This window comes from Marinobacter sp. G5_S1_61_S3 (assembly GCF_054968585.1).
This window is the reverse complement of sequence record NZ_JBQKUK010000018.1, coordinates 11,641-38,237: the sequence shown is the minus strand read 5'-3', so window position 1 is coordinate 38,237 and position 26,597 is coordinate 11,641. Positions and strand designations below refer to the sequence as shown.

Below are 26,597 nucleotides of genomic sequence, written 5' to 3'. Positions count from 1 at the left end.
TATTCGGGCTTCCCGGCCCGACAAATGAAATTCATTTTACGGATTTGAGACGGCATGTAAGGGGCTTTGCGCCTACTGAAGACCTCTCAGGTCATTCAGTGCATGCTGCAGGATTATAGTTGTGATTGATAAACTTCGTAATATCGCCATCATCGCCCACGTTGACCATGGCAAGACCACACTGGTTGACCAGCTTCTTCGCCAGTCCGGCACTCTGGATCGCAAAGAGCTCGAAAACGAGCGTGTCATGGACTCCAATGACCAGGAAAAAGAACGTGGTATTACCATTCTGGCCAAGAACACGGCGCTGAAGTGGCACGACTACGACATCAATATCGTGGACACCCCGGGTCACGCCGATTTCGGGGGTGAAGTCGAGCGTGTCATGAGTATGGTCGATTGCGTGTTGCTCGTGGTTGACTCTATTGATGGCCCGATGCCACAAACCCGGTTTGTCACCCAGAAAGCGTTTGATGCGGGCCTGCACCCGATTGTCGTCGTGAACAAGATTGACCGCCCTGGAGCTCGCCCGGACTGGGTAGTGGATCAGGTGTTCGACTTGTTCGACAACCTTGGCGCCAGCGATGAGCAACTGGATTTTCCGATTGTCTACGCCAGTGCCCTGAACGGCATTGCCGGAATGGATCACGAAAAGCTGGACGACAACATGGACGCGGTTTTCCAGGCCATCGTTGATCACGTACCTGCACCCAACGTCGACCGGGATGGTCCGTTCCAGATGCAGATTTCCCAGCTGGACTACAACAGCTTCCTGGGCGTCATTGGCATCGGCCGCATTATGCGCGGCAAGATTAAAACCAACTCTCCGGTTACGGCCATTGGTGCCAACGGCAAAAAGCGCCAGGGCCGTATTCTCAAGATCATGGGCCATTCCGGGCTGCAGCGTGTTGAAGTCGACGAAGCGCAGGCGGGCGACATTATTTGCGTCAGCGGCATGGATGAGCTGTACATCTCTGACACCTTGTGTGACCAGGCCAATGTTGAAGCCTTGCCGCCGTTGACGGTGGATGAGCCGACGGTTTCCATGACGTTCCAGGTCAACGACTCACCGTTTTGTGGCAAGGAAGGTAAGTTTGTCACCAGCCGCAACATCAAAGAGCGTTTGGAAAAAGAGCTGCTGCACAACGTTGCTCTGCGAGTTGAAGAAGGTGAGTCGGCAGATAAGTTCAAGGTATCCGGCCGTGGCGAGCTGCACCTCTCAGTGTTGATCGAAAACATGCGTCGCGAGAACTTTGAGCTCGCCGTGGGTCGTCCGGAAGTGGTTATCCGTGAGATCGATGGTGTTAAACAGGAGCCGTACGAAAACGTCATCATCGACATCGAAGAGCAGCACCAGGGTGCGCTTATGGATCAGATGGGGCTCCGCAAGGGTGAAATGACCAACATGGTGCCGGACGGAAAGGGCCGTATGCGTCTTGAGTATACGATTCCGGCGCGCGGGCTGATCGGTTTCCGTAACGCCTTCCTGACCATGACCTCCGGTTCGGGTATTCTGACTTCAACCTTCAGCCATTACGGCCCTATTAAGAGCGGTGATGTGACCAGTCGTCAGAACGGTGTGCTGGTGTCAATGGCAACTGGTGCCGCGCTGACTTATTCGCTGGAAACACTACAGAGCCGGGGCAAGTTGTTTCTGGATCCCGGCCAGGAAGTGTACGAAGGTCAGTTGTGTGGTATTCACAGTCGTGACAACGATCTGGTAATTAACCCCACCAAGGGGAAGAAGCTGGACAATATGCGTGCGTCCGGCAAGGACGAGGTCATCGGCCTGGTGCCGCCGATCAAGCATACCCTTGAGCAGGCTCTGGAGTTTATCGATGAAGATGAATTGGTGGAAGTGACGCCCAAGTCGATCCGCCTGCGCAAGAAGCTTCTGACCGAGAATGAGCGTAAGCGCGCTCATAAGAAGTAATCTTCAGTACGTGATATTAAGGGGCGGTGCCAATGTGGCCCGCCCCTTTTTCGTTGTCTTCAGCTAAACTCCGGTTAAATCCTTTGTCCGGAGCGCCTCATGCTCACCCTGTTCCCTGATATCAAGCCCAACGCCCAGCATCGCATTGCGGTTGATCCGCCCCATGAACTGTATGTTGAAGAAAGCGGCAATCCGAATGGTATTCCCGTTCTGGTTGTCCATGGCGGGCCCGGCGGCGGATGTGAGGACTATCACCGCCGTTTTTTCGACGCCGAGCGCTACCGGGTTATTCTTATGGATCAGCGGGGCGCCGGCCGTTCGAGCCCGCTGGCCGAGTTTTCAGGAAACACCACGCAAAAACTGGTGGACGATATGGAAACGGTGCGGGCCTTTCTTGGGGTAGACCGATGGATACTGTTTGGCGGTAGTTGGGGATCTACATTGAGCCTGGTGTATGCCCAGTCGCACCCGGACAGGGTGCTTGGCCTGGTGCTGAGGGGGATTTTTCTTTGCCGGCCCAGGGATATCCACTGGTTCTACCAGGAAGGTGCGAGCCGCGTGTTCCCTGATTACTGGCGCGATTTCCTGGCACCCATTCCTGAGGATGAACGTGGCGATCTCGTGACGGCCTACTACCGTCGCCTGACGAGCAGCAACGAACTGGAGCAGATACAGGCCGCCAAGGCGTGGTCCATCTGGGAGGGGCGGTGTGCAACCCTGCATCCGAACCCTCGTGTGGTTGAGCACTTCGGGCACCCCCATGTGGCTATTGCCCTGGCCCGAATCGAATGCCATTACTTCATGAATAATGCGTTTCTGGACGATAATCAGATCGTACGTGACGCGGCGTTACTCAAAGATATTCCAGGCATCATTGTCCATGGCCGTTACGACATGGTGTGCCCGCTGGACAATGCTCTGGCTTTGAGCCAGGCCTGGCCGGAAGCCGACTTGAGGATCATACGGGACGCAGGACACTCAGCGTCCGAGCCCGCCATCATTGATGCCCTGATGCGTGGGGTCGATGAGGTCGCCGCGAAGCTTGAAGGTAGGGATACGTAAAGTCACATGAAGAAGGTTGCGGCGAGCCTGGTGCGTGGATAAACTTCGTTCCGAATTTTGAGTCCTTGTGCAGGGAGCTTGATGAAAGGGCTGATACAGCGGGTTACCCACGCCAGCGTCACCGTCGACAATGAGGTCATCTCCGAGATTGGTTCGGGGCTGTTGTTGTTGCTCGGAGTTGAGAAGTCAGACGACTCCAGCACGGTGCGGGAACTGTGTCGAAAACTACTCGCCTACCGGGTATTTCCCGACGACCAGGGACGGATGAATCGCAGCCTGCTCGATATGGGCGGCTCCCTCCTCGTTGTTCCCCAGTTTACGCTTGCTGCTGATACCCGGTCCGGGTCTCGCCCGGGATTTTCGGTGGCTGCGCGTCCGGAATCCGCCGAAGCCCTGTTTCATGAATTCGTGGCGTCGTGTGAGTCGCGGTTGGGCGCAGATCGGGTTGGGCAGGGGCAGTTCGGTGCGGACATGAAGGTGGCCTTGGTAAACGATGGGCCGGTCACGTTTCTTCTGGAGGTGTCGGGTGTGCCAGGGCGGGGTTGAGGTGTCGCCCTATTGCGAGGCATTGCAACGGTGGTTGTTCTTTTCTGGTGCAGCAGTAGCCAGCAGGCTGGGTTCCTAGTTCGCCCGTGAAGCGATTTTTGGCCATTAATTTTCTGATTTTAAATAAATTAATGGTTTCTGGCCCCGGATTTGAAGAGAAAGTTTCGCGAAAGCAGATGACAGTTCATGGCATAAATAGTTTCCCTTTTAAGCTTAATTGAGCTAAAAAGTCTCGATTAAAAATTTGCAAATTCGACATCATTGTATTAAAACAGGTTCATCACTCAGTGCTTTAAAAAAGCAATGTAAGTGACTGAGCTGTAAAGAGCCTGATGAGCTCTTTACCGACAAGAAGAAAAATGAATTGTTATGGCCTTGTCACAAAACTGACATGGTTAATAAACAGAATAGGGCTCAACCAGCCCGACTGGTGAAGTCTAAAGAGCGGGAAACTAACCCGACGCTAAAACCTGAGTTAACTCAAAAGGAAGACGCAACATGAAAAAAACGCTCCTCGCATCTGCAATCGCCGCAGCGACCTTCTCTGGTTCCGCGCTGGCTATGGAGAGTGCTTCTGAACTGGCAGCCCGTATGGACTCCATGCCGGAAGTTTACGGTAACATCCAATATGTTGTTTACCATGCGGACGTTAAAGGCGGTGAAAACGGCCTTGAGCACGCCGACAATGGTTCAACCATCGGTGTGAAGCACGACCACGAAATTGCTCCGGGTATCACTGGCTTCTTCAAGCTGGAACTTGAAGGCCTGGCCGCTGACGATAAGGATCGCGAGAGCGGTCTGGAAGACGTTGATGAGGCTTACATCGGTGTGAAAGGCGACAGCTTCGGCCAGGTTTGGGTTGGTTCTGACGACTCCACATACGAAAGCTCTATCGACAAGATTGCCAACTTCTACGAGTTTGCTGCCTATAACTTCGGTGGCGGCTACGAAACTGGCGAAGGCGATCTGGTTCAGTACATGACTCCGTCTTTCGGTGGTCTGACCCTGGGCGCTGCTGTACAGATCAATGGTGATCTTGATGACGCTAGCCTGCCTGATAAGGGGAGCGACAAGTCTTATCCCTATCAGCTGGCCGCTACCTACGCTGTTGACAACGTAGAGCTGGCTGTCGCCATGGACTCCAACGATAGCGCTGGTGGCCCGAACAACGAAAACACCTACGGCCTGCGTGCCACTGTTGGCCTGGACGCCCTGAGCCTGACTGGTCAGTACCAGACTCGTAAAGACGTTGGCGATCGCTACGGCGTTCACGCTGTATACGCTGTTGGTCCGAACCAGTTCGCCGCGACTTACGAGCTTGACGTAGCTGATGATTCAGACGACACCGAGCGTAGCACCATTACTCTGCAGGCGCTGCACAACCTGTCTGACCACATGTACGTTTACGTTGAAGGTTACCTGGGTGACGGTGACGACGGCGTTTACGGTGTTGCCGACGAAAGCGAGCGTTCTGCGCTGGCCGTTGGTGGTGTTTACTACTTCTGATCAGCTAACCAGCTAATCTATTAAGTAGTCGAAAACCGGCAGCCTTCGGGCTGCCGGTTTTTTTATGTATGCTGAAATCAGAATTCACACGGCAGGAGGGCGGATGGCTCAGGAACTGGAAATCAAACTCAGCGTGGCGCAGCCTGATCTGGACCGAGCCGTTGACTGGCTTTTGGGTCAGCCAAACACTTATGAGTCCGGGACCCTACAGTTGGGAAACACCTACTACGACACGCCCGACGGGGATCTCAACCGCCAGAAGATTGCCCTGCGAATCCGGAAGTTGGGTGACAGGCACATCCAGACCCTGAAAACCCGCGGTGAGTTCGTTGATGGTGCTCATCGTCGCCAGGAGTGGGAGTGGCCGCTGATCGGTACCACGCTCAATATGGGGCTCATCGCGGACACCCCTGTGGGGCAGAGCGTGAACCTTGCCGAACTGCAACCGGTGTTTGAGACCAACTTTCAGCGTCGTGTGGTCATGATTGAGCAAGGGGAAAGCCTGGTTGAAGTGGCCATTGATTCCGGGGAAATCGTGGCGGGTGGGCAGTCCCGCCCGCTCAGTGAAGTTGAATTTGAGCTTAAGGCCGGAGATGCCTCGTTGTTACTAGCGTGGGCGCGACGTCTGGCGGATGAAGTGCCGGTGTTTCTGAACCTTGTCAGCAAGGCGGAGCAAGGGTACTACCTCGCGGGGCTCTATCAACCGGTTCCGAAAGCAGAGCGGGATGCCGAGTTGTCGGTGAATGAGTTTCTCTCGCTCCTCAGCGTGTCATGGCTCATCGGGCAGCCCGCTCCCGTGAAGGAAGACGATTTTCGAGCGATAGCTCGGATGGCTCGCGAGCGCGGCGCCGAGGAGTTTTGCCAGTGTGTGTTCCGTATGCTGGCAGAGGGGAGGTCCATCGGCGATATGACAACCAGCAAGGAACTCGGCCAGCTGCAACTGGCCATCGCAGCGGCATAGCTTATGGCTGATCGGCCGCTTTGGAGACGTTGCTATCCTCTTGAGTGGCCTGTTTTTGCAGGTTGTGCCATTTGTTAATGAAATCGCGATAATGGGACAAGGCTTCTTTCACCACTTCCACGTCCGGGGTCTCACTGGACTTCACCAGAACGATCAGGCCCTTACCTTCAATTTCCTTGTCGGTGGGCGGGTGGCAAACGACTTCGTTGTTGTCGTCAATATAGGCGAGTGCGGTGCCGATGCCATGCCGAATCAGCGCGCTGACGATATCCGCCCAGTTCAGGTCGTCCAGTTCAATTTCGTAGCGGTGGGGGTGGTCGTGTTGATAATTAAACAAGTCCTCAAGGACCTTCTCTGAGCCTGGTGCAATGACCGAGCGCACCATGATCTCCGGATAGGTTCTAACCGGTCGGATAACGGTGCGGACACCCACAGAAGTAAAGCGATCCCGATTTTCATCCCGTACGCACTCCACCGTGACTTTCTGGCCAAGGTTGGACTCACTCAGCCTGTGGGCGATATCGAAAGTCAGGCTGTCGGAGGTTGGGTCGGATTCGTCGGCGGCCAGCACGATAATATGTCGGGCCGCACCCGCGTGCACCGCCTTGAGAGCTTCCGGATCGCTGCCGGAGCCATGGAAGTGAACCAGTCCGTTGTCTGCCAGTTCGGGCGGAAGCCCGTTCGGAAACTGGCTGGTCAGTATGATGATGGGAACGGTTTCATAGCCGGGTACGGCCCGCATCTGGGAGGCAAAGCGGGAAAAATACTGTTCCCCACCCGTCTGCGGTGTGTTGATGATAACGATGTGGTCTTTCATGGCGTATATCCAACGTCCGGTTAAAATGCGTTCCCGGCGGTAGAACCGGTATTCGATGTAATCACTGACGATAAGTGTCAGCAGCGTGATGGCGGCAATGAACATCAGGAAAACGGTGCTGAGCCGTCCGATGATGGTTTGCGGCGCAAAATCACCGTAGCCCACGGTAACCAGCGTTGTCATGGTCATCCACGCAGACTCGAAGAGTGTGAGGTCCTCGGCCGCCCAAATGATCACCACCTGGGTGATCAACAGCCCGCCAAGAATGGTAAAAAGCCGCTTGATGCGTGACCGGATAATGCCAGACATGGGCAAGTGAGAAAGCTGGTGTTCCGGGTTCAGCGGACGGCGATTCCTCTGCATCGGTTTCCTTACAACGGTTCAGTCGGGGGAGCGTTCGTTATACAGTACGGGAAATATAACAGAGACACAGGGGTTTGCATTATGTCCGAGCCGTGGCGCTCCTTACCGAAGAGTCTGGCAGATGAGGTTGGTGGTGCCTGGTCTTCGGTATTTCCCGAGGGAGTGCCCAGCTTTTTGGGCGCTCAGGGTGGTGTGTCCGATGAGGATGTAGCCCAGGCCGTCGCGCGCAGCCTGTTTGTCAGGCGCACCCTTGAGCGCCATCCGGAGCAGGTCGCGGCGCTATGTCAGTCCCGCCCCCTGGCTGAGCCCACAACCTCGGATTACCTTCATCAGCGCTGGCAGGAGTTTCTTTCAGAAGTGGTTGATGAAGGCAGTCTACAGTCGGCTTTGCGGCGATTCCGGACGGAAATACAGTTCCGGATTATCTGGCGGGATTTGATGCGGTGGGCTGATCTTGCTGAAACCATGGCGGCCACAAGTGATTTCGCCGATACCTGTATCCAGGGTGCCCTGGAATGGTTGTACGAAGACACTTGCGAACAATCTGGAACGCCGTGGGGAGTTAATCCTGCGACGGGTAAGGAAGGCCCGCAACCCCTGATTGTTCTGGGTATGGGGAAGTTGGGAGGGCACGAGCTTAACGTCTCTTCTGATATTGATCTCATCTTCGCGTTCCCGGGGAAGGGCGAAACTCGTGGCGGGCGCCGATCCATTGATAACCAGCAGTTTTTTATCCGCCTGGGTCAGAGATTGATCCAGGCGCTGGACCAGATCACCGCCGACGGCTTCGTTTTCCGCGTGGATATGCGCCTTCGCCCCTATGGTCAGAGTGGGGCATTGGTGCTGAGTTTCGCTGCGCTGGAGACCTATTACCAGGATCAGGGGCGGGACTGGGAGCGCTATGCCATGGTAAAAGCGCGGGTTGTGGCCGGTGACCAGCAGGCGGGGCAAGTCCTGATGGATAGCCTGAAGCCCTTTGTCTATCGCAAGTATATCGACTTCAGTGCGTTTGAGTCCCTACGTGCCATGAAGTCCATGATCGGCCGGGAAGTGCGCCGTAAAGGCCTGGAAAATAACATCAAGCTCGGCAATGGAGGCATCCGCGAGATTGAGTTCGTGGTACAGGCCTTCCAGTTGATCCGGGGCGGCCGTGATAGGGAATTACAACAGCGGGAGCTGTTGGTAATCCTGAAGGAGCTGGAAGAATTGGAGTTGTTGCCATCACCGGTGGTAAAGGAGCTGAAGGAGGCCTATGTCTTCCTTCGCAATCTTGAGCATGCCCTTCAGGGCATGGAAGACAAACAGACCCAACTGCTGCCGGACGATGGTCTGTCGCAAGCTCGTGTAGCGCTGATCATGGGGTTTGATGATTGGCCAGCCTGCGTTGCGGAACTGGAAAAGCACCGCGAACGGGTGGCCACGCATTTTGCGGATATCATCGCCATCGAAGATGAAGAACACGAGGTGGCGGCGCTTGATGAAGGCTGGCAGGAACTTTGGCTGGGTGAAATGGACGAGGAGGCGGCGACCGCCTGGCTCGATGAACATGGTTTTGAGGACGCCGAAGGCAGCTATGCTGCCCTCAGCGACCTGCGCGAAACCCGCACATTGCAGACGCTGCAGACCCAAGGGCGACAGCGGTTAAACAAGTTCATACCGGTATTGTTGGAAGCGCTTACTCACGTGGAGGGGCCGTCCCAGACGCTGGTGCGGGTTCTTCAACTGGTTGAAGCGATTCTGCGCAGAACCGCCTACATGGTGTTGCTGTTGGAGAATCCGGGAGCCAGGACCCAGCTGGTCCGCCTGTGCAGTGAAAGCCCTTGGATCGCAAGCCAACTGGCGGAAACGCCCTTGCTGCTCGACGAGCTTTTGAACGCAGAGAGTCTGTACAGCCCGCCGGCAAAAACCGAACTTCAGGATGACCTGCGCCAGCAGATGCTGCGGATTCCCTATGAGGATCTTGAGGAGCAGATGGAGACTCTGCGGCACTTCAAGAAGGCCCACATACTGCGAGTGGCCGCCTCGGAGATACGGGAAACCCTGCCATTGATGAAGGTCAGTGACTATTTGACGTGGATTGCCGAAGTGGTGCTGGACCATGTGGTAGACGTGGCGTTCGCTAATCTGGTCAGCCGCCATGGCTACCCACGACGCAAGGATGGCTCAGCCTGTGACACCGATTTTGCCGTCGTTGGCTATGGCAAGTTGGGGGGTATCGAGCTTGGCTACACCTCGGACCTCGACCTGGTCTTTATCCACGATGCCGATCCGGAGCAGTCAACGGATGGTGACAAGCCCATCGACAACGCCGTTTTCTACACCCGGCTCGGGCAGCGAATTGTGCACATTCTCAACACCCAGACGCCGTCCGGCCAGCTTTACGAAGTGGATATGCGCCTGCGACCCTCGGGCAGCTCGGGGTTGTTGGTCAGTACGCTGCCCGCCTTCGAGAAGTACCAGCGTAGCGATGCCTGGACCTGGGAACACCAAGCGCTGGCCCGCGCCCGTGGTGTGGCAGGCTGTCCGGAAACGTTGGAAGCCTTTGAAAAGCTACGTGCAGACATCCTGTGTCAGCAAAGGGATCGGGGAAAGCTGAGGGAAGAAGTGGTCGGCATGCGAGAGAAGATGCGCACCGCCCTGGGCACCCCGCAAATCGAAGGCAAGGTGCCAGAGGTTTTCCATATCAAACACGACTATGGCGGCATTATCGATATCGAGTTCATGGTGCAGTACCTGATGCTGGCCTGTTGTTCCGAGCATCCGGAATTGACGCAGTGGTCCGATAATATTCGCCAGATGGAGGAGCTGGGCCGGGCGGGGGTATTGCCGGTGGAAGACACTGAGAAACTCAGGGAAACATTTATTACCCTGCGCTCCACGATACACAGGCGGGCACTGCAGAACCTGAATAGCCAGGTGGCGGGTGACGCGTTTCCCGAAGAGCGTGATTACATCCAAAGTATGTGGAATCGGGTTATGTTGGGGTGATTGAGAGGTGATGGAAGAGTGATTGCGCCCCTTCGTAAGCCCGAGTTTTCCTGCTAGAATGCCGGTTTCCCGAATAGAGTGCTTTAGGAGCAGAAACAATGTCGATGGCTGATCGCGATGGCCTGATCTGGCTGGATGGTGAAATGGTTCCCTGGCGGGAAGCCAAAACTCACGTGCTGACCCACACCCTGCACTATGGTCTGGGTTGTTTCGAGGGTGTCCGCGCCTACAGCACTGAAAAGGGTGCTGCGATTTTTCGGCTGGAAGATCACACCAATCGTCTTTTCCGCTCCGCGCATATCCTCAACATGACCATGCCGTTCAGCAAGGACGAGTTGAATGCGGCACAGACCGCCGCCGTGCGGGAAAATAATCTGGACGAAGCCTACCTGCGCCCGATGGTGTTTCTCGGCTCTGAAGGTATGGGGCTGCGTGCCGACAACCTCAAGGTTCATGTGATGGTCGCCGCCTGGAGCTGGCCGTCCTACATGTCACCGGAAGCGAAGGAGTTGGGCATCAAGGTTCGCACCTCTTCCTACACGCGGCATCACGTCAACATCACCATGTGTAAGGCCAAGGCCAACGGTAACTACATCAACTCCATGCTGGCTCTGAATGAAGCCATTGCCAGTGGCTGCGAAGAAGCCCTGTTGCTGGATAATGAAGGCTACGTGGCTGAAGGTTCCGGCGAGAATATCTTCATTATGCGTGATGGCGTGCTCCATACACCGGAACTGACGTCCTGCCTGGAAGGCATCACCCGCCAGACCATCCTGGATTTCGCGAAAGAGCTGAACATTCCGGTGAAAGAGCGCCGTATCACCCGAGATGAGGTCTATATTGCGGATGAAGCCTTCTTTACTGGCACCGCTGCAGAAGTGCTGCCGATCCGTGAGCTGGATGGCCGTTTGATCGGCGCTGGCAAGCGCGGCCCGCTGACCGAGAAGTTGCAGGGTATGTATTTCGATGCTGTGAAGGGCAAGAGTCCTGCGCATTCACACTGGCTGACAGCGGTTAACGGCTAACGCCGTGGTCCACTAACAACACCTGCAGGAAGAGCAAATGGCAGACGTTATCAAAGTGCCGGTCTCCTTCGGCGAAGTGCTGGACAAGATCACCATTCTGGAGATCAAGTCTGAACGCATAGCAGACGCGGAAAAGGTCAAAAATGTTCGGCTCGAGCTGGACGAACTGAGCGCCACCTGGAACGAGGCCGTTCAGGATCAGGCAGCCATCGCAGATCTGCGCAGGCAGCTTAAGGAAGTGAACGAGGCGCTCTGGGAAATCGAAGACGACATTCGTGATCAGGAAGCTGCTCAGGATTTCGGCGCAAAGTTTATTGCACTGGCTCGTGCCGTCTATGTCACCAACGACAAGCGCGCCGCTATCAAGAAGGACGTGAACCTGGCCCTGGGGTCACGGTTTGTGGAAGAAAAGTCCTACCAGGATTACACCGCCCGCAAGTAAAGCGGTGCTTTCACTCGCCTGGATTGTCATACCCTCTCCCCTCGCGGGAGAGGGTTAAAGAGAAGGCCCGAGAGAGCCGTAGACAGTGGCGCGGCATCAGTGCTGAGCAACCCACTGATCCAGCATCCCCGTCACGTCCTCCACCGTCACCAGTTCCATCGCCCCCTCGAATTCTGCCTTGGCGCCCCAGCGAGCCTGCTCAACAGTCTTGCCAGTGAACCGCTTCAACGCTTCCGGATATCGATTCACGCACCATTGCAGCGAGTTGTAAGGGCCGGAACGATTGGGATTGCTGGCCGCGAAAATACCCAGCACATCCGTGCCCATTGAGCTGGCAATGTGGGCCGGCCCGGTATCCGGTGCGACGACTAGATCGGCGCGTTCCAACAGAGCGGTGAGCTGTTTCAGTGTATCCTTGCCACAGATGTTGTGCGCTTGTTCCGCCATAGCGTTTTCGATGTCTGTGCAAAATTCCGCTTCAAAAGGGGCGGGACTGCCCACCAGAATCACCTTCATGCCGTGAGTGCGGATGGCGTGATCAGCCAGACGCGCATAGCGCTCGGCAGGCCAGTTGCGAAGGGTGTGGCTGGCACAGGGGCTGATCACGAGGTTCCTGCGGTCCGTTGCGAGGTGTTGCCCGGCAAACTCATGATCTTCGGAGGTTAATGGGATGACCCATTTTGGTGCGGCGGGCTTCAGGCCAAGTGGCTCCAGGAAACTCGCCAGGCAATCCCGCACGTGCTGTTGCGCTGCCGGAGCAATTTTCCGGTTTATAAACAGGCTGTGAAGGTCTTTGCTACGGGCACGGTCGTACCCCACTTTCACCTTTGCCGGAATCATCGCCGCCGCAAGATTGGCCCTGAAGGCCACCTGCATATGCAGCAAGGCATCAAATTTTCTGTTTTTCAGGGTGTCATGCAAGTCCGCATAACCTTTTCGACCGGCTTTCTTGTCGAAAACGACAAACTCGACACCGTGCAGGTCGCCAATCAGCTTTGCTTCAATCTTGCCGATTACCCAGGTGATTTTAATGCCGGGCACCTGTTCCTGAAGGCTCAATACCACGGGAATGACATGGGTGACGTCGCCAATGGCGGACAGGCGCAATATACAGATGGAGTTAATCAAGTTACGGTCCGTTTCCAATCTTTCACTGCCGGATGTGGAGCCGGGCGGGGCTCGTTGGTAAACTGAGCGCCATTCTAGCCTACTGGGCTTTTAACGTCTTTACCCGCAAACCTATGGTTTGCCGGGCCGAGGGTAACGATCTTTTGACATTGGCAACGGGCACTCATTCAGATTCCGGAACGTCATTGCTGCTGGTCTCACCGAGGTATGAGGGGGTGACTGCGTCCTGGTTTTCCCCTGACTTCTGGAAGGGAAGGGCGAAACCGGTCTCCTCTGGTGGACGTGGCGGTGCCTGGTTTGTTGATATGGAACCGCCGGGTATGGTGCTTCGTCATTACAGACGTGGCGGCATGATGGCCCGTTTCGCGGAAAAGGCGTATTTGTTTACCGGCTTTGAACAGACCCGGTCTGTGGCCGAGTTCCGGTTGCTGGGCCAACTTCGCTCGCTGGGTCTGCCGGTACCGGAAGCCGTTGCTGCCATTGCCTGGAAATACCGGCTTTTCTGGTATCGGGCCGCTATACTGGTAGAGCGGATACCGAATTCCGTCACGTTTTCCGACAGCGATCGCTTAAGCGATGAGTCTCTGTGGGCTCAGTTGGGGCAGGTCATCCGACGCTTTCACGACAACGGCCTCAATCACGTTGATTTGAACTGCGATAACATACTCGTGACGGGGGATCAGCTTTATCTGATCGACTTTGACCGTTGCAAACTGGTCCCAGAGAGCGAAAATGAAACAGATTCAGCATGGAAGCAGCGAAACCTGGAACGACTCCAGCGTTCTGTCAGGAAGCGGTGCCCAGGTTTATCCCCATCCCAGCGGGAAAACCTCTGGCAGCATCTGCTCCAAGCCTATCATCGCCAGCCCTCCCACTAAATTTCCAATCAGGCCCGATTCACGTTAATGACCACCGTCAAACTCGAAGAAGAGCTTCACTCCAATACTCGTAGAACCCGGATTACCTATCGGGGGCTGGTGGATGGCCGGGTGGCGGCGATCAAGTGTTACCGTAAGCCGCTTTTCGGGTTGGTTCATTGGATTCGTGCGTTGCGCCGTGGCAAGAAAATTCGGCGCGTGGGTGGGCCGGTACCGCCTATTGTATTTGCTGGCTGGCTGGCTTCTGAAAGGTGCTTTGGATACGGAACGGCTTTTCTGGAGGGGTATCGTCCGCTCCGAGCTGTCCTGTTGGGCGAGTCGTCCCGCGTCAGACAAGTCGAGATAATTCGTTTGTTGGGTATCACCATCGCCGATTTGCACAGGCGGGGAATCGAACAGCCGGATGGAAATTTGACAAATTTCCTGATGGGGGAGAGCGATACGATTTGCATGGTTGATGAGGATGACGTCCGAATATACTCACGCATGCTCCCACTCGGAGTAGCTGTATCCAATTTGGCCAACGTCGCGGCTCGTTTGCCAGATGAAGACTTGGTGGAGAGCCTGCTGATGGCATACCTCGATGTCGCCTTTGTAGGGAAAGGGTCCGAGTGGGATGACGGAGCTTTCTGGGCGGGTGTTAAGGGCTGGAGGGCCACACTGGAAGCCAAGCGGGCTAGTCGAAATATTCGACCCCGGCAGTTTGATTAAATCTATACGCAATTGACTATATCGGGTTTCCTGATGACTGGAGCATGAATGAAGCCGCCAGAAGGAGTTATGCAGCTACACAAAGCTGTTGATAATCCATTAATAATCTCTCCCCCGCCTTATCGGTGGCTCGTACTGCTGTTCGCAGTAGCTTTTTTGGCTACCCCATTGCTTTCGGTTGATTGGTTTGAATCAATCAAGATCCCGTTCTATCTATGCGGCGCCTTTGTCCTATTTCGTTATTCTGCTGTTGCCAGGTCATCCTACCCGGTTTGGCTGATGCTATTAGTTATAGTGCAAATGACATTCACGTGGGTTTCTTTGCTGATTGACCATCCGGAGATTGCCCGAAGTGGCCCTTCAATCGAGGACTATCTGGATAAGTTTGCTTTTCTGATCGTTGCAATTGCTCTTGGAGGGCGTACCAGTAATCTCACGGCATTGGTTTTCTTGATGGCCGCATTGATATTTATGATTCCTTGGGTTCTGGGGGATGGATTGGACGATTTCTTCCATGGTTTGAGTGGGGGGCGAGAAGGTCTTGGGCTTAACCCAATCAGGACAGCGTTGTATCTTTCTCTCGTCGTACTTGGGTTGCTTGCTTTTAGAAAACGTTTTTTTGGAATTCACTCCATTGTGTCTTTAGGGGCGTTGATTTGGGCAGCTCTATTCCTTCTGTGTATTGGCACACTTCTTATGACGCAAACGCGCGGGGTTTTGGCATGCCTGCTATTGGTCGTTTTCGTCTTTGGCTTACATGGCGCATTGAAGAAGCGAAGGGTTCTTCTGCGAAACAAGCGCTATACCGGAATAGCGCTGCTGTCATTTCTTCTAATTCTTTTTGTCGGCATTCAGACTGATCTGGCGGGTAAGAATTATGACAAGTTTGAGAGGGAGCTATCAACGGTCCAAACCATCTTCGAGGGTGACTTGGACTCTCTTCCGAATAGCAGTTGGGGGTTGCGAGCACAGTTCTGGCTAGTCGGCGCAAAGTGGATTTCTGAGCGCCCGTTTTCTGGCTGGGGCTACCGAGCTGGGCGGTATGTGTTAGGGCAGGAATCGAAGACCAATGAAAAGTTCAAAGACTATCGTCAGTTACATAATTCCTATCTTGAGTTGACTGTTCGCTATGGGGTCGGCGGGCTGGCTATCATTCTTTCTCTGTTTCTCTGGGTGCTATATCAATCTCACCAGGCATGCAAACGAGGGAATATGTCAAAAGAGCTTCGGAACTTCACCTTTACTTCCGTTGCCCTGTTTATGCTCGCAGCCAACTTCTATGGTCTGTTTTTCGACGACGTTTACGGTCTGCATATAATGACTCTCTTGTTGGGCGTTCCTGTTTCCTTTATCTATAAAGATCTCCAGGTAAAGAGGTCTGAGAGCATGCAAGCCTCATCTGTGGAACCCTGAAGGAAGGCGGATGTCATCTGACAATCCGCCTGTAGCCTTGGGCTAAGCACATCAAAGCTCCCAGTTTACGAGCTATACGGGAAAAGCGTCGTTTTACGAGGGCGACAGTTCGTCGGACACCAAAAGCTGACTTGTATCCCAACTGGGAGCGCTCTTGCTCAAGGTGGCTGCCGGAGAGTTCTTTGGGGTGCTCGAGTTGATCGACATAATATATGTGCGTTTCAGATCCACGAAAGAATGTTCCCCACGCATCGGCCAATCGTAAAGATCGTTTCTGAATGTCGAGAATTTGTTTTGCACTTACTGGAGTTACCACGTAACAACAGGTGCGAAATATATGGCTGTTGGAGTACGGCGGAAGACGAAATAGACCGTCGGTGCTCGTCGGCTTTCCGAAGACATATTTTCGTGCAGGCATTCCTTGCTGCCCACCGCAAATAAGCAATGATTCGGGCGGAAGCGTCGCGACCAACTCCATGATGGCGTCTATGTTGCCATCATTACCAATTACATCGTCCTCCAGAATCAGTGCCGCGTCAGCCCCCGAGCTAAGGAACGACTCCAGCGCGTGTACATGGCTTAAGCTGCACCCAACCTCTCCAGGAAGCATCAGACGATGACCTTGTGCCATCGGAGTGGCAATATATTCGAAGAATTCTTTTGCGCTGAGTTTTCTGCCGTCGACTGCGTTAATCCTTGTCATTGTAGGGAAATGACGGGGAAAGCGATCTTCGAGTGTTTTCCGCTTCGCTGAATCCTGATCCAAAGAAACCAGGTAAATTGGGTATGTTCCAGGCTTCATTCACTTGTCTCGAGTCAATGTCATAGATGTATTAGAAGTCGTACTTCAATAACCTGAAGTCAGGTTCGTAGAAATCACAGATGACGTCTTTAACTGTGCTATTCAGGAAGTACTCTTCGAAGTCTTTTTCTCGAGTACTCGTATTCTTGGTCCCGAGGTCCTTAGCGTCATGGATCATACTCGCGATGTATTGGTAATCCTTCTGGATATTTTCGTGGCGACCAACAAAATCAACTGCAATCTTGTTGTCAATGTAAAGAAAGTCGGCTTGCTTTTTGAAGTGGATGTGCCTCTGCATCTTTTCGTTTTTAGCAAACCCATTCAACACGAAGTCATCGAAATCTTTATACTTATCAATGGCCTCTCTCTTAAAAAGGAGGTCGTGGGAATTGTTCCCTCCGGTTCGTAGATATTCGTAGGCCGAAACGAAACGATCATAAGGGTTGCGTGTGAAGGTGAACTTGAACATCGAGTTGAAGTTCGCATTGCCATATATCTGTAGATATTTTTGGCAAGACACGTGCCCCAGTCCAGCTAATCGACCAAAAAGCCCCTGATTAATGGCGGTGCCTGCCGCCTTTGGTATATGTATGAATATCATGTTGTATTCATTGAACTTTTCAAGGCGATACGAGCGCTGAATTGCCTTGTGATACCGAAGTCTAAGAAGATGTTTGATCTGGGTTCTGGCTTTGGTTTTTGGTCGTGGCATGGCAGGTTCCGTTACTTTGGCGGTTCGCGACCCATGATCCCAGTCGTTGCGCAACAAAACAACATGGTTGGGTACAGAATTCGTGCCTGGCGGAATCTGAATCCATCGAGGAGTTCCGCTACAATCTGCTCCTTAACGTTCGACGCTTCAAGGTATATGACTAAACTATCGATCATTATCCCGACCCACAATCGCCCTGACATGCTCGCAAAGGCCATCGAGTCGGCGGTCGACCAGTCGCTTTCCGATCTGGAGGTAATTGTGGTTGATGATGGCAGCAGCGTGCCAGTTGACTACGAAGGCGAGGATGAGCGGGTTCGTGTGCATCGCCATTCAATCGCCCAGGGTGTATCTGCAGCCCGCAATGCTGGGCTGTCTCTGGCGAATGGGGAGTACATCGCTTTTCTGGACGATGATGACACCTTGCTTCCGGATTATGCTGGCAAAATGCTCGAGTTATTCGAACAATACGGTGACGAAATCGACTTTGCCTGGCCGGCTCTGCGCGTGTTGGATGTTTCCTCGGGTGACACCTCGGAGGCCCAGCAGCATTCTTGCCTTATCCGTCGTCACCACAAGGCCGATGAAGTCGCGTATGCCGCGACAGCATACACCCGTACGACGGGCATGATGTTCAGAGCAGAATCAATACGCCGAATTGGAGGTTTTGACGAATCCCTGACGGTTTCCGAAGATCGGGAGCTGGTTTTTCGAATGTTAAGTGAGGGGAGTGGTTGTGGTTCCGTTCAGGCTCCATTGGTGAACTTTTTCATTCACTCTGGCCCGCGCCTGAGTACCAGCGATAATCTACTCAAGCAGGCGAAGTGCGACACCCTGATTGCGGACCGGCATGCAGGTTTCATTGCCCAGCATCCCAAGTTGGCCTCCCGTTACCTGAATTTACTCGCGCGCAGGCAAAAAGATGCGGGTCTGATTGCTGACTACCGCTCGACGCTATTGCGGCTTCTGCGAATCAGACCTTTGGATGTCAGAGCTCTTAAGAGGCTTATGCTATCGCTTTTCTTGTCGTCGAAAGCTGGCGGATCTTGATTCTGTTAGTTGGCTGTTTCATTCGGTGGCGCATTTCGATAATCAGGAAGTGCAGGTAGACCCTCGATATGAACAACCCCAAGCTGCGCAGGAATGCGGTCAATGCCTGCCGCGATCGCCATCGCTAAACGATGATTGCCTTTCCTGCCGAAGTAGGGCTTGCCGTCTGGACCAATGTTGACGAGTATCCCTCCCTCTTCCCGGAAGTTCCCAGGGATCAGCTCATCTCTGGGGCTCAGGCGCCCTGCTTGTTGCACGCTTTCGTATAGGGCATCAAGCTGCCGGTACCGGAGTTTAACGTCTTCAAGTGTCCTGAGGCGGTCTACCTTTCCGTGCTTCCGTATCTGATCCATCATTGCGTCGTAAATGCCCGTTTCTTCCCACGACAACCCGCCCCGCCAGTGGGCTACACACGCCTTTATGGCGACGGTTTGATCGACGCGCCCCAGCCCCCCGGTGGGCCAGGAACGGATGATTTGTCCGCTTTGTTTTGAGCTTCCCGCCTTGACGGCAAATTCAAGCTCGGAAATCGGCACCCACAGTTGTTCGGCAAACCTCGGCGCGTCTTCCCCATACAATGCCTTGTTCTGTCGATCCGTTTGCCACGCTCGGAGGCGGCTGTTCCAGTTCCTTCGTAGCTGCTCGAATCTGGATTTTTCGGTAATACCCATGCCGCCGTCTGCTCGCCTATGATGTAAACTACGGAGTTTACATCAGGTTTTGTCCCTCGTGGAATCTGGGGATTTGTCGTCAATTGAATGAGTGATTGTTGATTCATGGGAACAACGGAGCGAGCACACCAGACACGCCTCATCATCCTCGGCGCTGGCAAGCCGTTCAGCGGCGAACAGCATAGTGTGCTCCGGGGCACAACCGGTCGCAGGCGGGTACTGGACTGGGTATTGCACTCCATGCGCGCGGTAGAGCCCGACGTTCATTTCGTGGGCGGATACCAGCTGGATGAAATTGCCGAGCGTTATCCCGAGCTTCACTATTCTGTGAACCCTCATTGGCAATCCACCGGTGCGGCGGCGTCGTTGCTGGAAGCGCCACTGAATGATCGCGTCGTTCACTACGTGTCCTATTCCGACGTGCTGTTTCGGGATTCCGCGGTGCAATCTTTATCCTCCAGTGAGGCGGATATAGCCGTTTTGGTGGACAGCAATTGGCGTCACCGGTTTGAGGGGCGCTCTGAAGAGGATTTACAGCGATGTGAAAAAGTGAACGTGCACGGCGGCCGGATCACCCGTTTGGGGCGGGATATCCTTCCCGAACTGGCCGATGCCGAATTCGTTGGTCTGGTTCGGCTGCAGCCCAAGGTTGCGGGTTTTCTGGCGGGGCAGTCGGATTTTCCGGAAGCCATACGCAAGGGCAGCCTCACCCAGCTTCTTGAGCTGTTGCGGGTTCGTGGGTTCAGTGTGGCTGCGGTGGATGTGGCCGGTGGATGGGCAGAACTGAACGAGCCGAACGATCTCAGTCGGTTTATCCTGGGCACCAAGGCGCAGACGCTCCATCGTTTGCAGGGCGTGGTTACGAGAAGTCGTATTGAAGACCAGGTCAGCTTTACGGTTGCCGAATGGCAGGACTTGGACACAGAAGTACTCGCCCGGATCGGGGCGCGCCTATCGGAAACGGAAAAACTGGTTGTCCGCAGCAGTGCCTTGTCAGAGGACGGGTTCGGGGTATCCAACGCTGGCGCTTACACCAGTGTTCTCAATGTCAGTCGCCAGAGTGAAGGCGAGCTTAGAGCCGCCATTGAGAAGGTCATTGCCTCCTATCCCGATGGCCACCCCGACAACCAGGTTCTGGTGCAGCCGATGCTGGAACAGGTGATTGCCAGTGGTGTGGCGTTCACCAAAACCCTGTCCTCGGGGGCTCCGTATTATGTCGTGAATTACGACGATACTACGAATAGCACCGAGTCCATCACCAGCGGTGCCAGCCGGGATCACAAAACCCTCTTTGTTCATCGGGATGCTCCGGAGAAGCTGGTACGGGTGCCGGAGAACCTGGCGGGACTGATGCCAGCGCTGAGGGAAGTCGAGGACCTGTTGGATTTCGATTCTCTCGATATGGAATTCGCTATCACTGAGGGTGGCCTGATCCATATCCTTCAGGTGCGCCCGATTGCGGTTCAGCACGAGCTCACTCAGAGTGATGCGGCAGAGAGCTTGCTGACGAACGCCGTGGATCGATTTCGGCAGTGGCAGGCTCCAGCGCCATTTGTTGTCGGCAAGCGTGCCTATTTCGGTGTGATGCCGGACTGGAACCCGGCTGAAATCATCGGCACCCGGCCGGGACGACTGGCATCCAGCCTGTATCGCTATCTGATCATGGACGACGTGTGGGCAGCCCAGAGAGCGGAATACGGTTATCGGGACGTTCGCCCCCAGCCGTTGCTCAGGATGTTTGCCGGGCACCCTTACGTGGATATTCGCGCCAGCTTCAACTCTTTCATTCCGCAATCCCTGGATGACGGCTTGGCAGGGCGGCTGGTGGACTTCTACATGGAGTGGTTACGTCGCCACCCGCATCTACACGACAAAGTTGAGTTTGATGTGGTGCCTACCTGCTACGCGCTGGATTTTGAGCGCTGGCGGGAACGTTTGATCCACGAGGGTGGTTTTAATGCCGATGAGGCAGATCGGCTTGGCGTGGGATTGAAAACCATCACTGCCTGCGCCATCGCTCGAACCGACGCGGATCTGCAAGTAATTGACCGCTTCGAAGAGCGGCTGGCGTGTTTCCGGAACACTGATGCCTCCAGTCTGGACGATGCACTGTCGCTGCTTGAAGAGTGTCGGCGATACGGAACCCTGGCGTTTGCCCATCTTGCCCGCAGTGCCTTTGTTGCGATCACATTGCTTCGGTCGGCCGTCGAAAAAGGTGTGTTGTCCCAGGGCGCCATGGATGCGTTCCTCAACTCTATCCGCACGGTTTCCCACCGGTTTACCGACGATGCTGCGAAGGTGGCTCGTCAAGAATTGTCCATGGCCGCCTTCACCCAACAATATGGGCACTTGCGGCCAGGTACCTACGACATAACCTCGCCCTGTTATGGCGATAACCCTGAGCATTTCCTGGTTCCGGTGATTGAGCGTTCAGCGTCGGAGTTGCACGCCGACTCGGGTTCCCATATCGCTCTGGACGCGTGGGAAAATGAGAGGCAGACGTTCGCGCAGGCGGTTTCAGATGCCGGTTTGCCCGGTGACATTGAGCAGCTTGAGCGTTTTATGCGTAATGCCATCGAGGGCCGTGAGTACGCCAAGTTTGTGTTTACCCGGCATCTTTCTCTGGCCCTGAATTGCCTGGCGGGTTACGGAGAGCGTCATGGGGTAACGCGGGAGCAGATGGCGTGTATTTCCGTTGAAGCCCTGTCCGCGTTGAGGTCAGGAACCGTGGCGGTGGCCGATGAGGCCTCCTGGCTGGCAGACCAGGCTACCGAAGGTTATGAGGCCAGCCGGGCAGCGGCTATGGTTGAATTACCCCCCTTGCTGCTGTCAGAAAGTGACTTTTACGCCTTCCTGTACACTGATAGCCACGCGAATTTCGTGGGTGCCGGGAAGATCTCCGCCGAGTGCGTCGATCTGCAAAAACGAGCCACTGACGAGCGGAGTAACCTGTCCGGCAAAATTGCCATGATTCCCCAGGCCGACCCCGGTTATGACTGGCTGTTTGGCCATGGCATTGCCGGGTTGGTTACCATGTATGGCGGTGCCAATTCCCACATGGCCATACGGGCCGCAGAGTTTGGACTACCTGCCGCCATTGGCGTAGGCGAGGGGAAGTATGAGGCATTGGCGAGGGCAACCGTGCTGGAACTGGACCCCGTCAACAAGCGAATTGAGGTCATCCGTTAAGATGCGCATTGGAATCAGTCAGCGCGTGGAAGTGGTTGCGTCTTATGGTGAGCACCGGGATTGCCTGGATCAGCAATGGTTCCGGTTTCTTGAGGCACAGGGGTTCACGCCCGTGCCCATTCCCAACTCGCTGTCCAATCTCAACGAATGGCTGGCATCGACGGGAATTGAGGGGCTGATCCTGTCGGGTGGCAATGATCTCACTCACCTGCCTGATGCCATCAACACGTCGGCAGAGCGAGATGAGGCGGAACGAACCCTGCTTTCGCTTGCACGCGAGCGGAGGTGGCCAGTTATCGGAGTCTGTCGGGGACTGCAGATGATGAACGTCTGGCTGGGCGGGCAGCTTACCCCGGTCTCCGGTCATACCGCCGTGCGACACGCGGTGACACCAACTGAACAGACAAATAGCTGGTTTCGCCCCTACCAGGACGTCAACAGTTTCCATAACTGGGGAGTTTCCCCGGAGGGTCTGGTGGCGGAACTCATCCCCCAGTTGCTGAGCCCGGAAGGCGATATCGAGGCGTATGTGCATCGTAGCCTGCCTTGGGCTGGCATCATGTGGCACCCGGAGCGAGAGGCGCCGTTCACTGAGCGCGACAAACAACTTTTCAACTGTATTTTCAGAGGTACCCCATGCAAACACTGATACTGGCCGCCGGGCAGGGCACCCGACTTCGCCCCTACACCAACGACCGCCCCAAATGCATGGTGGCGCTGGCGGGCAAGCCTCTGCTTCATCGTCAGATGGCGGCGATGGCAGCTTGCGGAGTGAGCAATGGCATTACCGTCATCGGCGGCTATCGGTCGGATGACCTGGACACTCTAGGCGGTGATCTCGTCCTCAATCCCGAGTACGCAACCACCAACATGGTCCGCACGCTCTTTTGCGCGCGCGAGAAGATGAAGCCCGGCGAGGATCTGCTGATCAGTTACGGGGATATCGTCTATGAGCCTACGGTTCTGAAAAGCGTTCTGGACTGCGATGCGCCGGTTTGTCTAGCTGCAGACCGTAAGTGGAAGCGCCTGTGGCAATTAAGAATGGAGGAGCCGTTGGATGACGCGGAAACCTTCGTTATGAACGAATCCGGTTTTGTGACTGAGCTTGGCAAGAAGCCCAGTGATTACAGCCAGGTCCAGGCTCAATACATGGGACTGATCAAGATCCGGGGCGATCAGGTTCAGGCGTTTCTCGATGCTTTCGATAGACTGGACCGAAGCGCCACCTACGATGGCAAGGACTTCGATAACATGTACATGACGAGCTTTATCCAGCACCTGATTGACACCGGTTGGCCGGTGAAGGCCTGCCTGGTGGACAACGGTTGGCTGGAAGTGGATACCGCGGATGAACTGGAAGCCTATTCCTCGATGGCGGAAAAAGGTGAGTTGGCATCCTACTGCGCGTTATCGAACTGAGTTCTCAGGTCATATAGTCGGTCGACAAGGGGTTGGTGATCCTTGAGCATACCGCGGATCTGGTCTGTGTCTCCGATGCCGACATTGCGGATGGAGTAGGAAGGATTGAACGGCGCTGACGGCAGTTGCGCTTCCGGGAAATCCAGGAAGTCACAGACTCTCCGGGCTTCCGTTTTGTGGTCTTTCACGAAGCGTTCAAAGCTCACTGCAAGCATATAACTTTCGCCCAACTGCGCCTGAAGCGCCATCAGGCTTTCCATTTTTGCGGCGATGCCTTTGAGCACATAGGCAATGTCGTCGTTCTCGCTATCATCGAACGCGGGGTCGGATTTACGCTTGCCGATCTTGCCCTGGCGGACGACTTCGGCAAACTGATCCACTGGATCTCGGTGAACCACGATCAGTTTGAAGGGGGTAAAGACAGCGGGCCAGGTCCCTTCGTGTTTGCCGACCCAGATCGGCTGGTTCCAGACGATGGCCTTTTCCCCAGCAGCGTACGCCTGGCCGACGGCGTGCATCCAATCGTTCCATATCCGGCTATCCGAGGGCGCACCGCCTTTGGCTAAATGTTTCCGATAGCGGCCAAGGTATTCAAGCTTCAACTGGTTGTGTCTCACCTGCTCCTTTGGAGCAAGCTTGGCCTGGTCTGCGCCTCGCGCTTTTTTAAGCTGTGCTGCAGGCAGTTTGCCCATGGCGGTTTCGAACCACATCATCCTGGCAAGCCATTTTGCCTTGAAGGGTGAGACCGCCTCCAGAAGGCTGCCGATTCGTCCACTCCGTTTGAAGTCGGTAAATTCACCCCGGGGCACGACGCAGTCCGGGTGTCCCTTGAGGTAATCCACTACAGCACCGGAACCGGACCAATAAATGCCCGCTACCAGAATATTGAGAGGTTGGGCGTGCTCAGTCATGTTGGCTTTGCTTTTCCGGGGATTCGAGAAAGTCGCTCACCACCACCCGGCTGCGGAAAGGCGCAAGCCACTCCGGTTTCACGGTGACCGGTAGGCGGTTAACCACGGTTGCGAGCCCGCTTGCCAGACCATCCACGGTGCGTGGCGTCAGGAAATCCTCCAGTTCACCACGGAACACATCCCGCACACCACCGCGACTCTCTACAGCCATGATCGGCGTGTTGCAGGCCAGGGCCTCGGTCAATACGATACCCAGGCCCTCATATTCTGAGGCCAGCACAAACAGTTCCGCCTGCTTCATCCAGGGGTAGGGATTTCTGCGTTTGCCCGCGAAGAAGACGCGGTCAGCGATGCCTAGGGCCTTCGCTTTCTCCTCCAAATCGTTTTTCAACGGACCCTCGCCTACAATGACCAGCTTGTGAGCGATTCCTGATTGCTTGTAGGCTTCCAGCAGCAAGGCGTGGCCTTTCTGAGGCACGAGCCGAGCGACATTGAGGATATAGGGCTCCGCTGGAATGTCCGGGTCGGCCTCTTGCGCCAACGCGTTAATCTGCTCCACCGGGCAGGGGTTGGTGATCACCCGCAGGCTTTTCGGTTCAATCTCCCCCTTTTTGAACGCCTCCTGAGCGGAGTCCAGCACACCAGAGGAAACGCAAGCCAGGTGTCGGTTATTGAAGACCAGTTGCCATTCCAGCTTTTTCTGCCACAGAGGGCGATCATAATGAATAACGTTTTCGAGCACGTACACATTGCGGTCATCCCGGAACGACCAGAAATACTTGAAGGTACCCAGGCCTCGGAAAACAATGCGGTCGAAACGCCCGAAGCGCTTTTCCAGGCCGCGAATGTGTACCTTCAGCAGCCACCCGCTTAGCCAGCCAACCCACATAAAGTGGGATTTCGGCAGCAGTACACCCAGTAGAAGGCGGGATAACAGGAAAACTGGAATACCGATAACCGATTTCATCAACGCCTGGAACTGATCGAAGTGATGCAGGTGAACGGCAGAATTGGCAGGGCTGAGATCATTGGGGCGATTGCGGCAGGACAGCAGGTGGCTCTCGTGGCCCTCGTCCGCGAAAGCATCCGCCAGGTTAACAGCCACCCGTTCCATGCCGCCCATTTTCAGGCTGTGGATCACAACCAGGGTTCTCATGCTTCCTTGCTCGGTCATGCCGTGCGGCTCTTCTCAATGCCGTTTTCGGCCCAGAAGGTGCGGTTGTCCTTAACGGCCTTGCGGATAGCCCGGTTCTTCGCCCAGATTTCCGGCTTGGAGTAACCACGGGCATGGTCCAGATGCAGGCACACGGTGCTGTAGCGAATCTGCCGGGACTTGTGACCAAAGTTCCAGAGGCGCTCGCCAAGTTCGCGGTCCAGGCCACCGTATTGCATGTCTTCATTGAAGCCATTAACCGCAACCAGGTCTTTGGTCCAGGTGGAGCTGTTCATGCCGTTCCAGCTGGCGGCAGCGGGCGTGACGGCATTCAGGAATGTCTTCTTCAGGGACGAGCTGGACAGTTTCCAGAGCTTGTGGTTCTTCGGTTGGCCCTTGCTGATCAGCCACCGGGGGTCAAAGATGACACCGTTGCGGATATCGTCGTCGGAAATCGCTTCTGAAACCGGCATGGTGAGTTTGATGTATCCGCCCGACAGGAACACGCCCGGCTCGGCCAGCCGTTGATGGGTGGCGATGAAGTCCGGTTCCGGGATGCAGTCGCCGTCCGTGAAGATCAGATAGTCGCAGTCGGTTTCCCGGATGGCCTTGTTGAGGATCTGGCACTTGCGAAAGCCATCGTCCTCGTGCCACACGTGGTCGATCTGCAGGATACCGCGCTCGCGGAACCGGTCGATGAGGTCGCGGGTCTCGTTGGTTGACCCGTCATCAGCAATGATCACCCGAAAGTCCGGCTGGCTCTGGTTTTCATAGCCCGTCAGAACCTTGCTCAGCCATAGTGGGGAATTGTAGGTAGTGATGACTACGCCAATGCGTTCTGGTGACATGGATCCGGCCCGGCCTTTATTCAGGTAAAACAAGACAGTCTTGGAGACTGCTTCGGTACGCGGATTATA

Annotated in this window: 23 protein-coding genes; 15 read left to right on the top strand and 8 right to left on the bottom strand. The window is 55.1% G+C overall.

The features are described from left to right. Nucleotides 1-121: 121 nt before the first annotated feature. From typA to ACTRWH_RS17025, 5 genes are all read left to right on the top strand, one after another. On the top strand, nucleotides 122-1,933 hold the full coding sequence (typA, locus tag ACTRWH_RS17045; RefSeq protein ID WP_036203432.1) for a translational GTPase TypA: 1,812 nt from the start codon (nucleotides 122-124) through the stop codon (nucleotides 1,931-1,933). Nucleotides 1,934-2,032: 99 nt separating this feature from the next. Continuing rightward, nucleotides 2,033-2,995 (top strand): prolyl aminopeptidase, encoded by a 963-nt coding sequence (gene pip / locus ACTRWH_RS17040; RefSeq protein WP_036203435.1) that lies wholly within the window; start codon nucleotides 2,033-2,035, stop codon nucleotides 2,993-2,995. A gap of 81 nt (nucleotides 2,996-3,076) precedes the next feature. Further along, nucleotides 3,077-3,541, top strand: a complete 465-nt coding sequence (dtd, locus tag ACTRWH_RS17035; RefSeq protein ID WP_085681635.1) for a D-aminoacyl-tRNA deacylase — start codon at nucleotides 3,077-3,079, stop codon at nucleotides 3,539-3,541. Between the two features lie 498 nt (nucleotides 3,542-4,039). Continuing rightward, nucleotides 4,040-5,047, top strand: coding sequence for a porin (locus tag ACTRWH_RS17030; RefSeq protein WP_085681634.1), 1,008 nt, complete (start codon nucleotides 4,040-4,042; stop codon nucleotides 5,045-5,047). A 103-nt stretch (nucleotides 5,048-5,150) separates the two neighbouring features. Continuing rightward, nucleotides 5,151-6,008: a CYTH domain-containing protein gene (locus tag ACTRWH_RS17025; RefSeq protein ID WP_085681633.1), complete on the top strand. Its 858-nt coding sequence runs from the start codon at nucleotides 5,151-5,153 to the stop codon at nucleotides 6,006-6,008. A 1-nt stretch (nucleotide 6,009) separates the two neighbouring features. Here the strand turns inward: ACTRWH_RS17025 and ACTRWH_RS17020 are convergent, their stop codons facing one another. Beyond that, nucleotides 6,010-7,188, bottom strand: coding sequence for a potassium channel family protein (locus ACTRWH_RS17020; RefSeq protein WP_228210944.1), 1,179 nt, complete (start codon nucleotides 7,186-7,188; stop codon nucleotides 6,010-6,012). Between the two features lie 81 nt (nucleotides 7,189-7,269). Here ACTRWH_RS17020 and glnE point away from each other — a divergent pair, with 81 nt between their 5' ends. The 3 genes from glnE (at nucleotide 7,270) to ACTRWH_RS17005 (ending at nucleotide 11,643) form a co-directional block, all read left to right on the top strand. After that, entirely contained in the window at nucleotides 7,270-10,176 is a 2,907-nt protein-coding gene (gene glnE / locus ACTRWH_RS17015) for a bifunctional [glutamate--ammonia ligase]-adenylyl-L-tyrosine phosphorylase/[glutamate--ammonia-ligase] adenylyltransferase (RefSeq protein ID WP_085681631.1), read from the top strand. A 98-nt stretch (nucleotides 10,177-10,274) separates the two neighbouring features. Continuing rightward, on the top strand, nucleotides 10,275-11,201 hold the full coding sequence (locus ACTRWH_RS17010; RefSeq protein ID WP_041336053.1) for a branched-chain amino acid transaminase: 927 nt from the start codon (nucleotides 10,275-10,277) through the stop codon (nucleotides 11,199-11,201). Nucleotides 11,202-11,238: 37 nt separating this feature from the next. Beyond that, a complete protein-coding gene (locus tag ACTRWH_RS17005) occupies nucleotides 11,239-11,643 on the top strand; it encodes a DUF6165 family protein (RefSeq protein WP_085681630.1) in 405 nt (134 codons plus the stop codon). Between the two features lie 96 nt (nucleotides 11,644-11,739). Here ACTRWH_RS17005 and ACTRWH_RS17000 read toward each other — a convergent pair whose 3' ends face one another. Beyond that, on the bottom strand, nucleotides 11,740-12,768 hold the full coding sequence (locus tag ACTRWH_RS17000) for a glycosyltransferase family 9 protein (RefSeq protein WP_085682054.1): 1,029 nt from the start codon (nucleotides 12,766-12,768) through the stop codon (nucleotides 11,740-11,742). Between the two features lie 116 nt (nucleotides 12,769-12,884). On the opposite strand from ACTRWH_RS17000, the gene ACTRWH_RS16995 reads away from it, so the two are divergent. From ACTRWH_RS16995 to ACTRWH_RS16985, 3 genes are read left to right on the top strand one after another with little or no spacing between them, the layout of a single operon-like run. Next, nucleotides 12,885-13,649, top strand: coding sequence for a 3-deoxy-D-manno-octulosonic acid kinase (locus ACTRWH_RS16995; protein WP_227517799.1), 765 nt, complete (start codon nucleotides 12,885-12,887; stop codon nucleotides 13,647-13,649). Between the two features lie 27 nt (nucleotides 13,650-13,676). Next, nucleotides 13,677-14,360 carry a BUD32 family EKC/KEOPS complex subunit gene (locus ACTRWH_RS16990; protein WP_085681628.1) on the top strand — a complete coding sequence of 228 codons (684 nt, stop codon included), beginning with the start codon at nucleotides 13,677-13,679 and terminating at the stop codon, nucleotides 14,358-14,360. A 48-nt stretch (nucleotides 14,361-14,408) separates the two neighbouring features. Further along, the gene (locus ACTRWH_RS16985) at nucleotides 14,409-15,773 is read left to right on the top strand and encodes an O-antigen ligase family protein (protein ID WP_085681627.1); all 1,365 of its coding nucleotides are present in this window, start codon (nucleotides 14,409-14,411) and stop codon (nucleotides 15,771-15,773) included. Nucleotides 15,774-15,786: 13 nt separating this feature from the next. Here the strand turns inward: ACTRWH_RS16985 and ACTRWH_RS16980 are convergent, their stop codons facing one another. After that, on the bottom strand, nucleotides 15,787-16,575 hold the full coding sequence (locus ACTRWH_RS16980; RefSeq protein WP_085681626.1) for a glycosyltransferase family 25 protein: 789 nt from the start codon (nucleotides 16,573-16,575) through the stop codon (nucleotides 15,787-15,789). 31 nt (nucleotides 16,576-16,606) lie between these two features. After that, the gene (locus tag ACTRWH_RS16975) at nucleotides 16,607-17,287 is read right to left on the bottom strand and encodes a sulfotransferase family 2 domain-containing protein (protein WP_085681625.1); all 681 of its coding nucleotides are present in this window, start codon (nucleotides 17,285-17,287) and stop codon (nucleotides 16,607-16,609) included. Nucleotides 17,288-17,443: 156 nt separating this feature from the next. On the opposite strand from ACTRWH_RS16975, the gene ACTRWH_RS16970 reads away from it, so the two are divergent. Next, on the top strand, nucleotides 17,444-18,337 hold the full coding sequence (locus ACTRWH_RS16970; protein WP_157665622.1) for a glycosyltransferase family 2 protein: 894 nt from the start codon (nucleotides 17,444-17,446) through the stop codon (nucleotides 18,335-18,337). Nucleotides 18,338-18,342: 5 nt separating this feature from the next. Here ACTRWH_RS16970 and ACTRWH_RS16965 read toward each other — a convergent pair whose 3' ends face one another. Beyond that, a complete protein-coding gene (locus ACTRWH_RS16965) occupies nucleotides 18,343-19,008 on the bottom strand; it encodes a hypothetical protein (protein WP_085681624.1) in 666 nt (221 codons plus the stop codon). A gap of 105 nt (nucleotides 19,009-19,113) precedes the next feature. Here ACTRWH_RS16965 and ACTRWH_RS16960 point away from each other — a divergent pair, with 105 nt between their 5' ends. The 3 genes from ACTRWH_RS16960 to ACTRWH_RS16950 are packed head-to-tail and all read left to right on the top strand — an operon-like array spanning nucleotide 19,114 to nucleotide 23,616. Beyond that, nucleotides 19,114-22,197, top strand: a complete 3,084-nt coding sequence (locus ACTRWH_RS16960) for a PEP/pyruvate-binding domain-containing protein (protein WP_228210939.1) — start codon at nucleotides 19,114-19,116, stop codon at nucleotides 22,195-22,197. A 1-nt stretch (nucleotide 22,198) separates the two neighbouring features. Beyond that, nucleotides 22,199-22,846, top strand: coding sequence for a gamma-glutamyl-gamma-aminobutyrate hydrolase family protein (locus tag ACTRWH_RS16955; RefSeq protein WP_462826674.1), 648 nt, complete (start codon nucleotides 22,199-22,201; stop codon nucleotides 22,844-22,846). After that, nucleotides 22,834-23,616, top strand: a complete 783-nt coding sequence (locus ACTRWH_RS16950) for an NTP transferase domain-containing protein (protein ID WP_462826673.1) — start codon at nucleotides 22,834-22,836, stop codon at nucleotides 23,614-23,616. Before ACTRWH_RS16955 ends, ACTRWH_RS16950 begins: the two co-directional genes overlap by 13 nt. Here ACTRWH_RS16950 and ACTRWH_RS16945 read toward each other — a convergent pair. Genes ACTRWH_RS16945 through ACTRWH_RS16935 form a run of 3 tightly spaced genes read right to left on the bottom strand, consistent with a single transcriptional unit; the run spans nucleotide 23,595 to nucleotide 26,528 of the window. After that, complete coding sequence (locus ACTRWH_RS16945; protein WP_434050276.1) at nucleotides 23,595-24,527, bottom strand: sulfotransferase family protein; 933 nt, start codon at nucleotides 24,525-24,527, stop codon at nucleotides 23,595-23,597. The genes ACTRWH_RS16950 and ACTRWH_RS16945 overlap by 22 nt on opposite strands. After that, complete coding sequence (locus tag ACTRWH_RS16940; RefSeq protein ID WP_462826672.1) at nucleotides 24,520-25,701, bottom strand: glycosyltransferase; 1,182 nt, start codon at nucleotides 25,699-25,701, stop codon at nucleotides 24,520-24,522. Before ACTRWH_RS16940 ends, ACTRWH_RS16945 begins: the two co-directional genes overlap by 8 nt. Further along, nucleotides 25,698-26,528, bottom strand: coding sequence for a glycosyltransferase (locus ACTRWH_RS16935; protein ID WP_462826671.1), 831 nt, complete (start codon nucleotides 26,526-26,528; stop codon nucleotides 25,698-25,700). Before ACTRWH_RS16935 ends, ACTRWH_RS16940 begins: the two co-directional genes overlap by 4 nt. Nucleotides 26,529-26,597 lie beyond the last annotated feature (69 nt).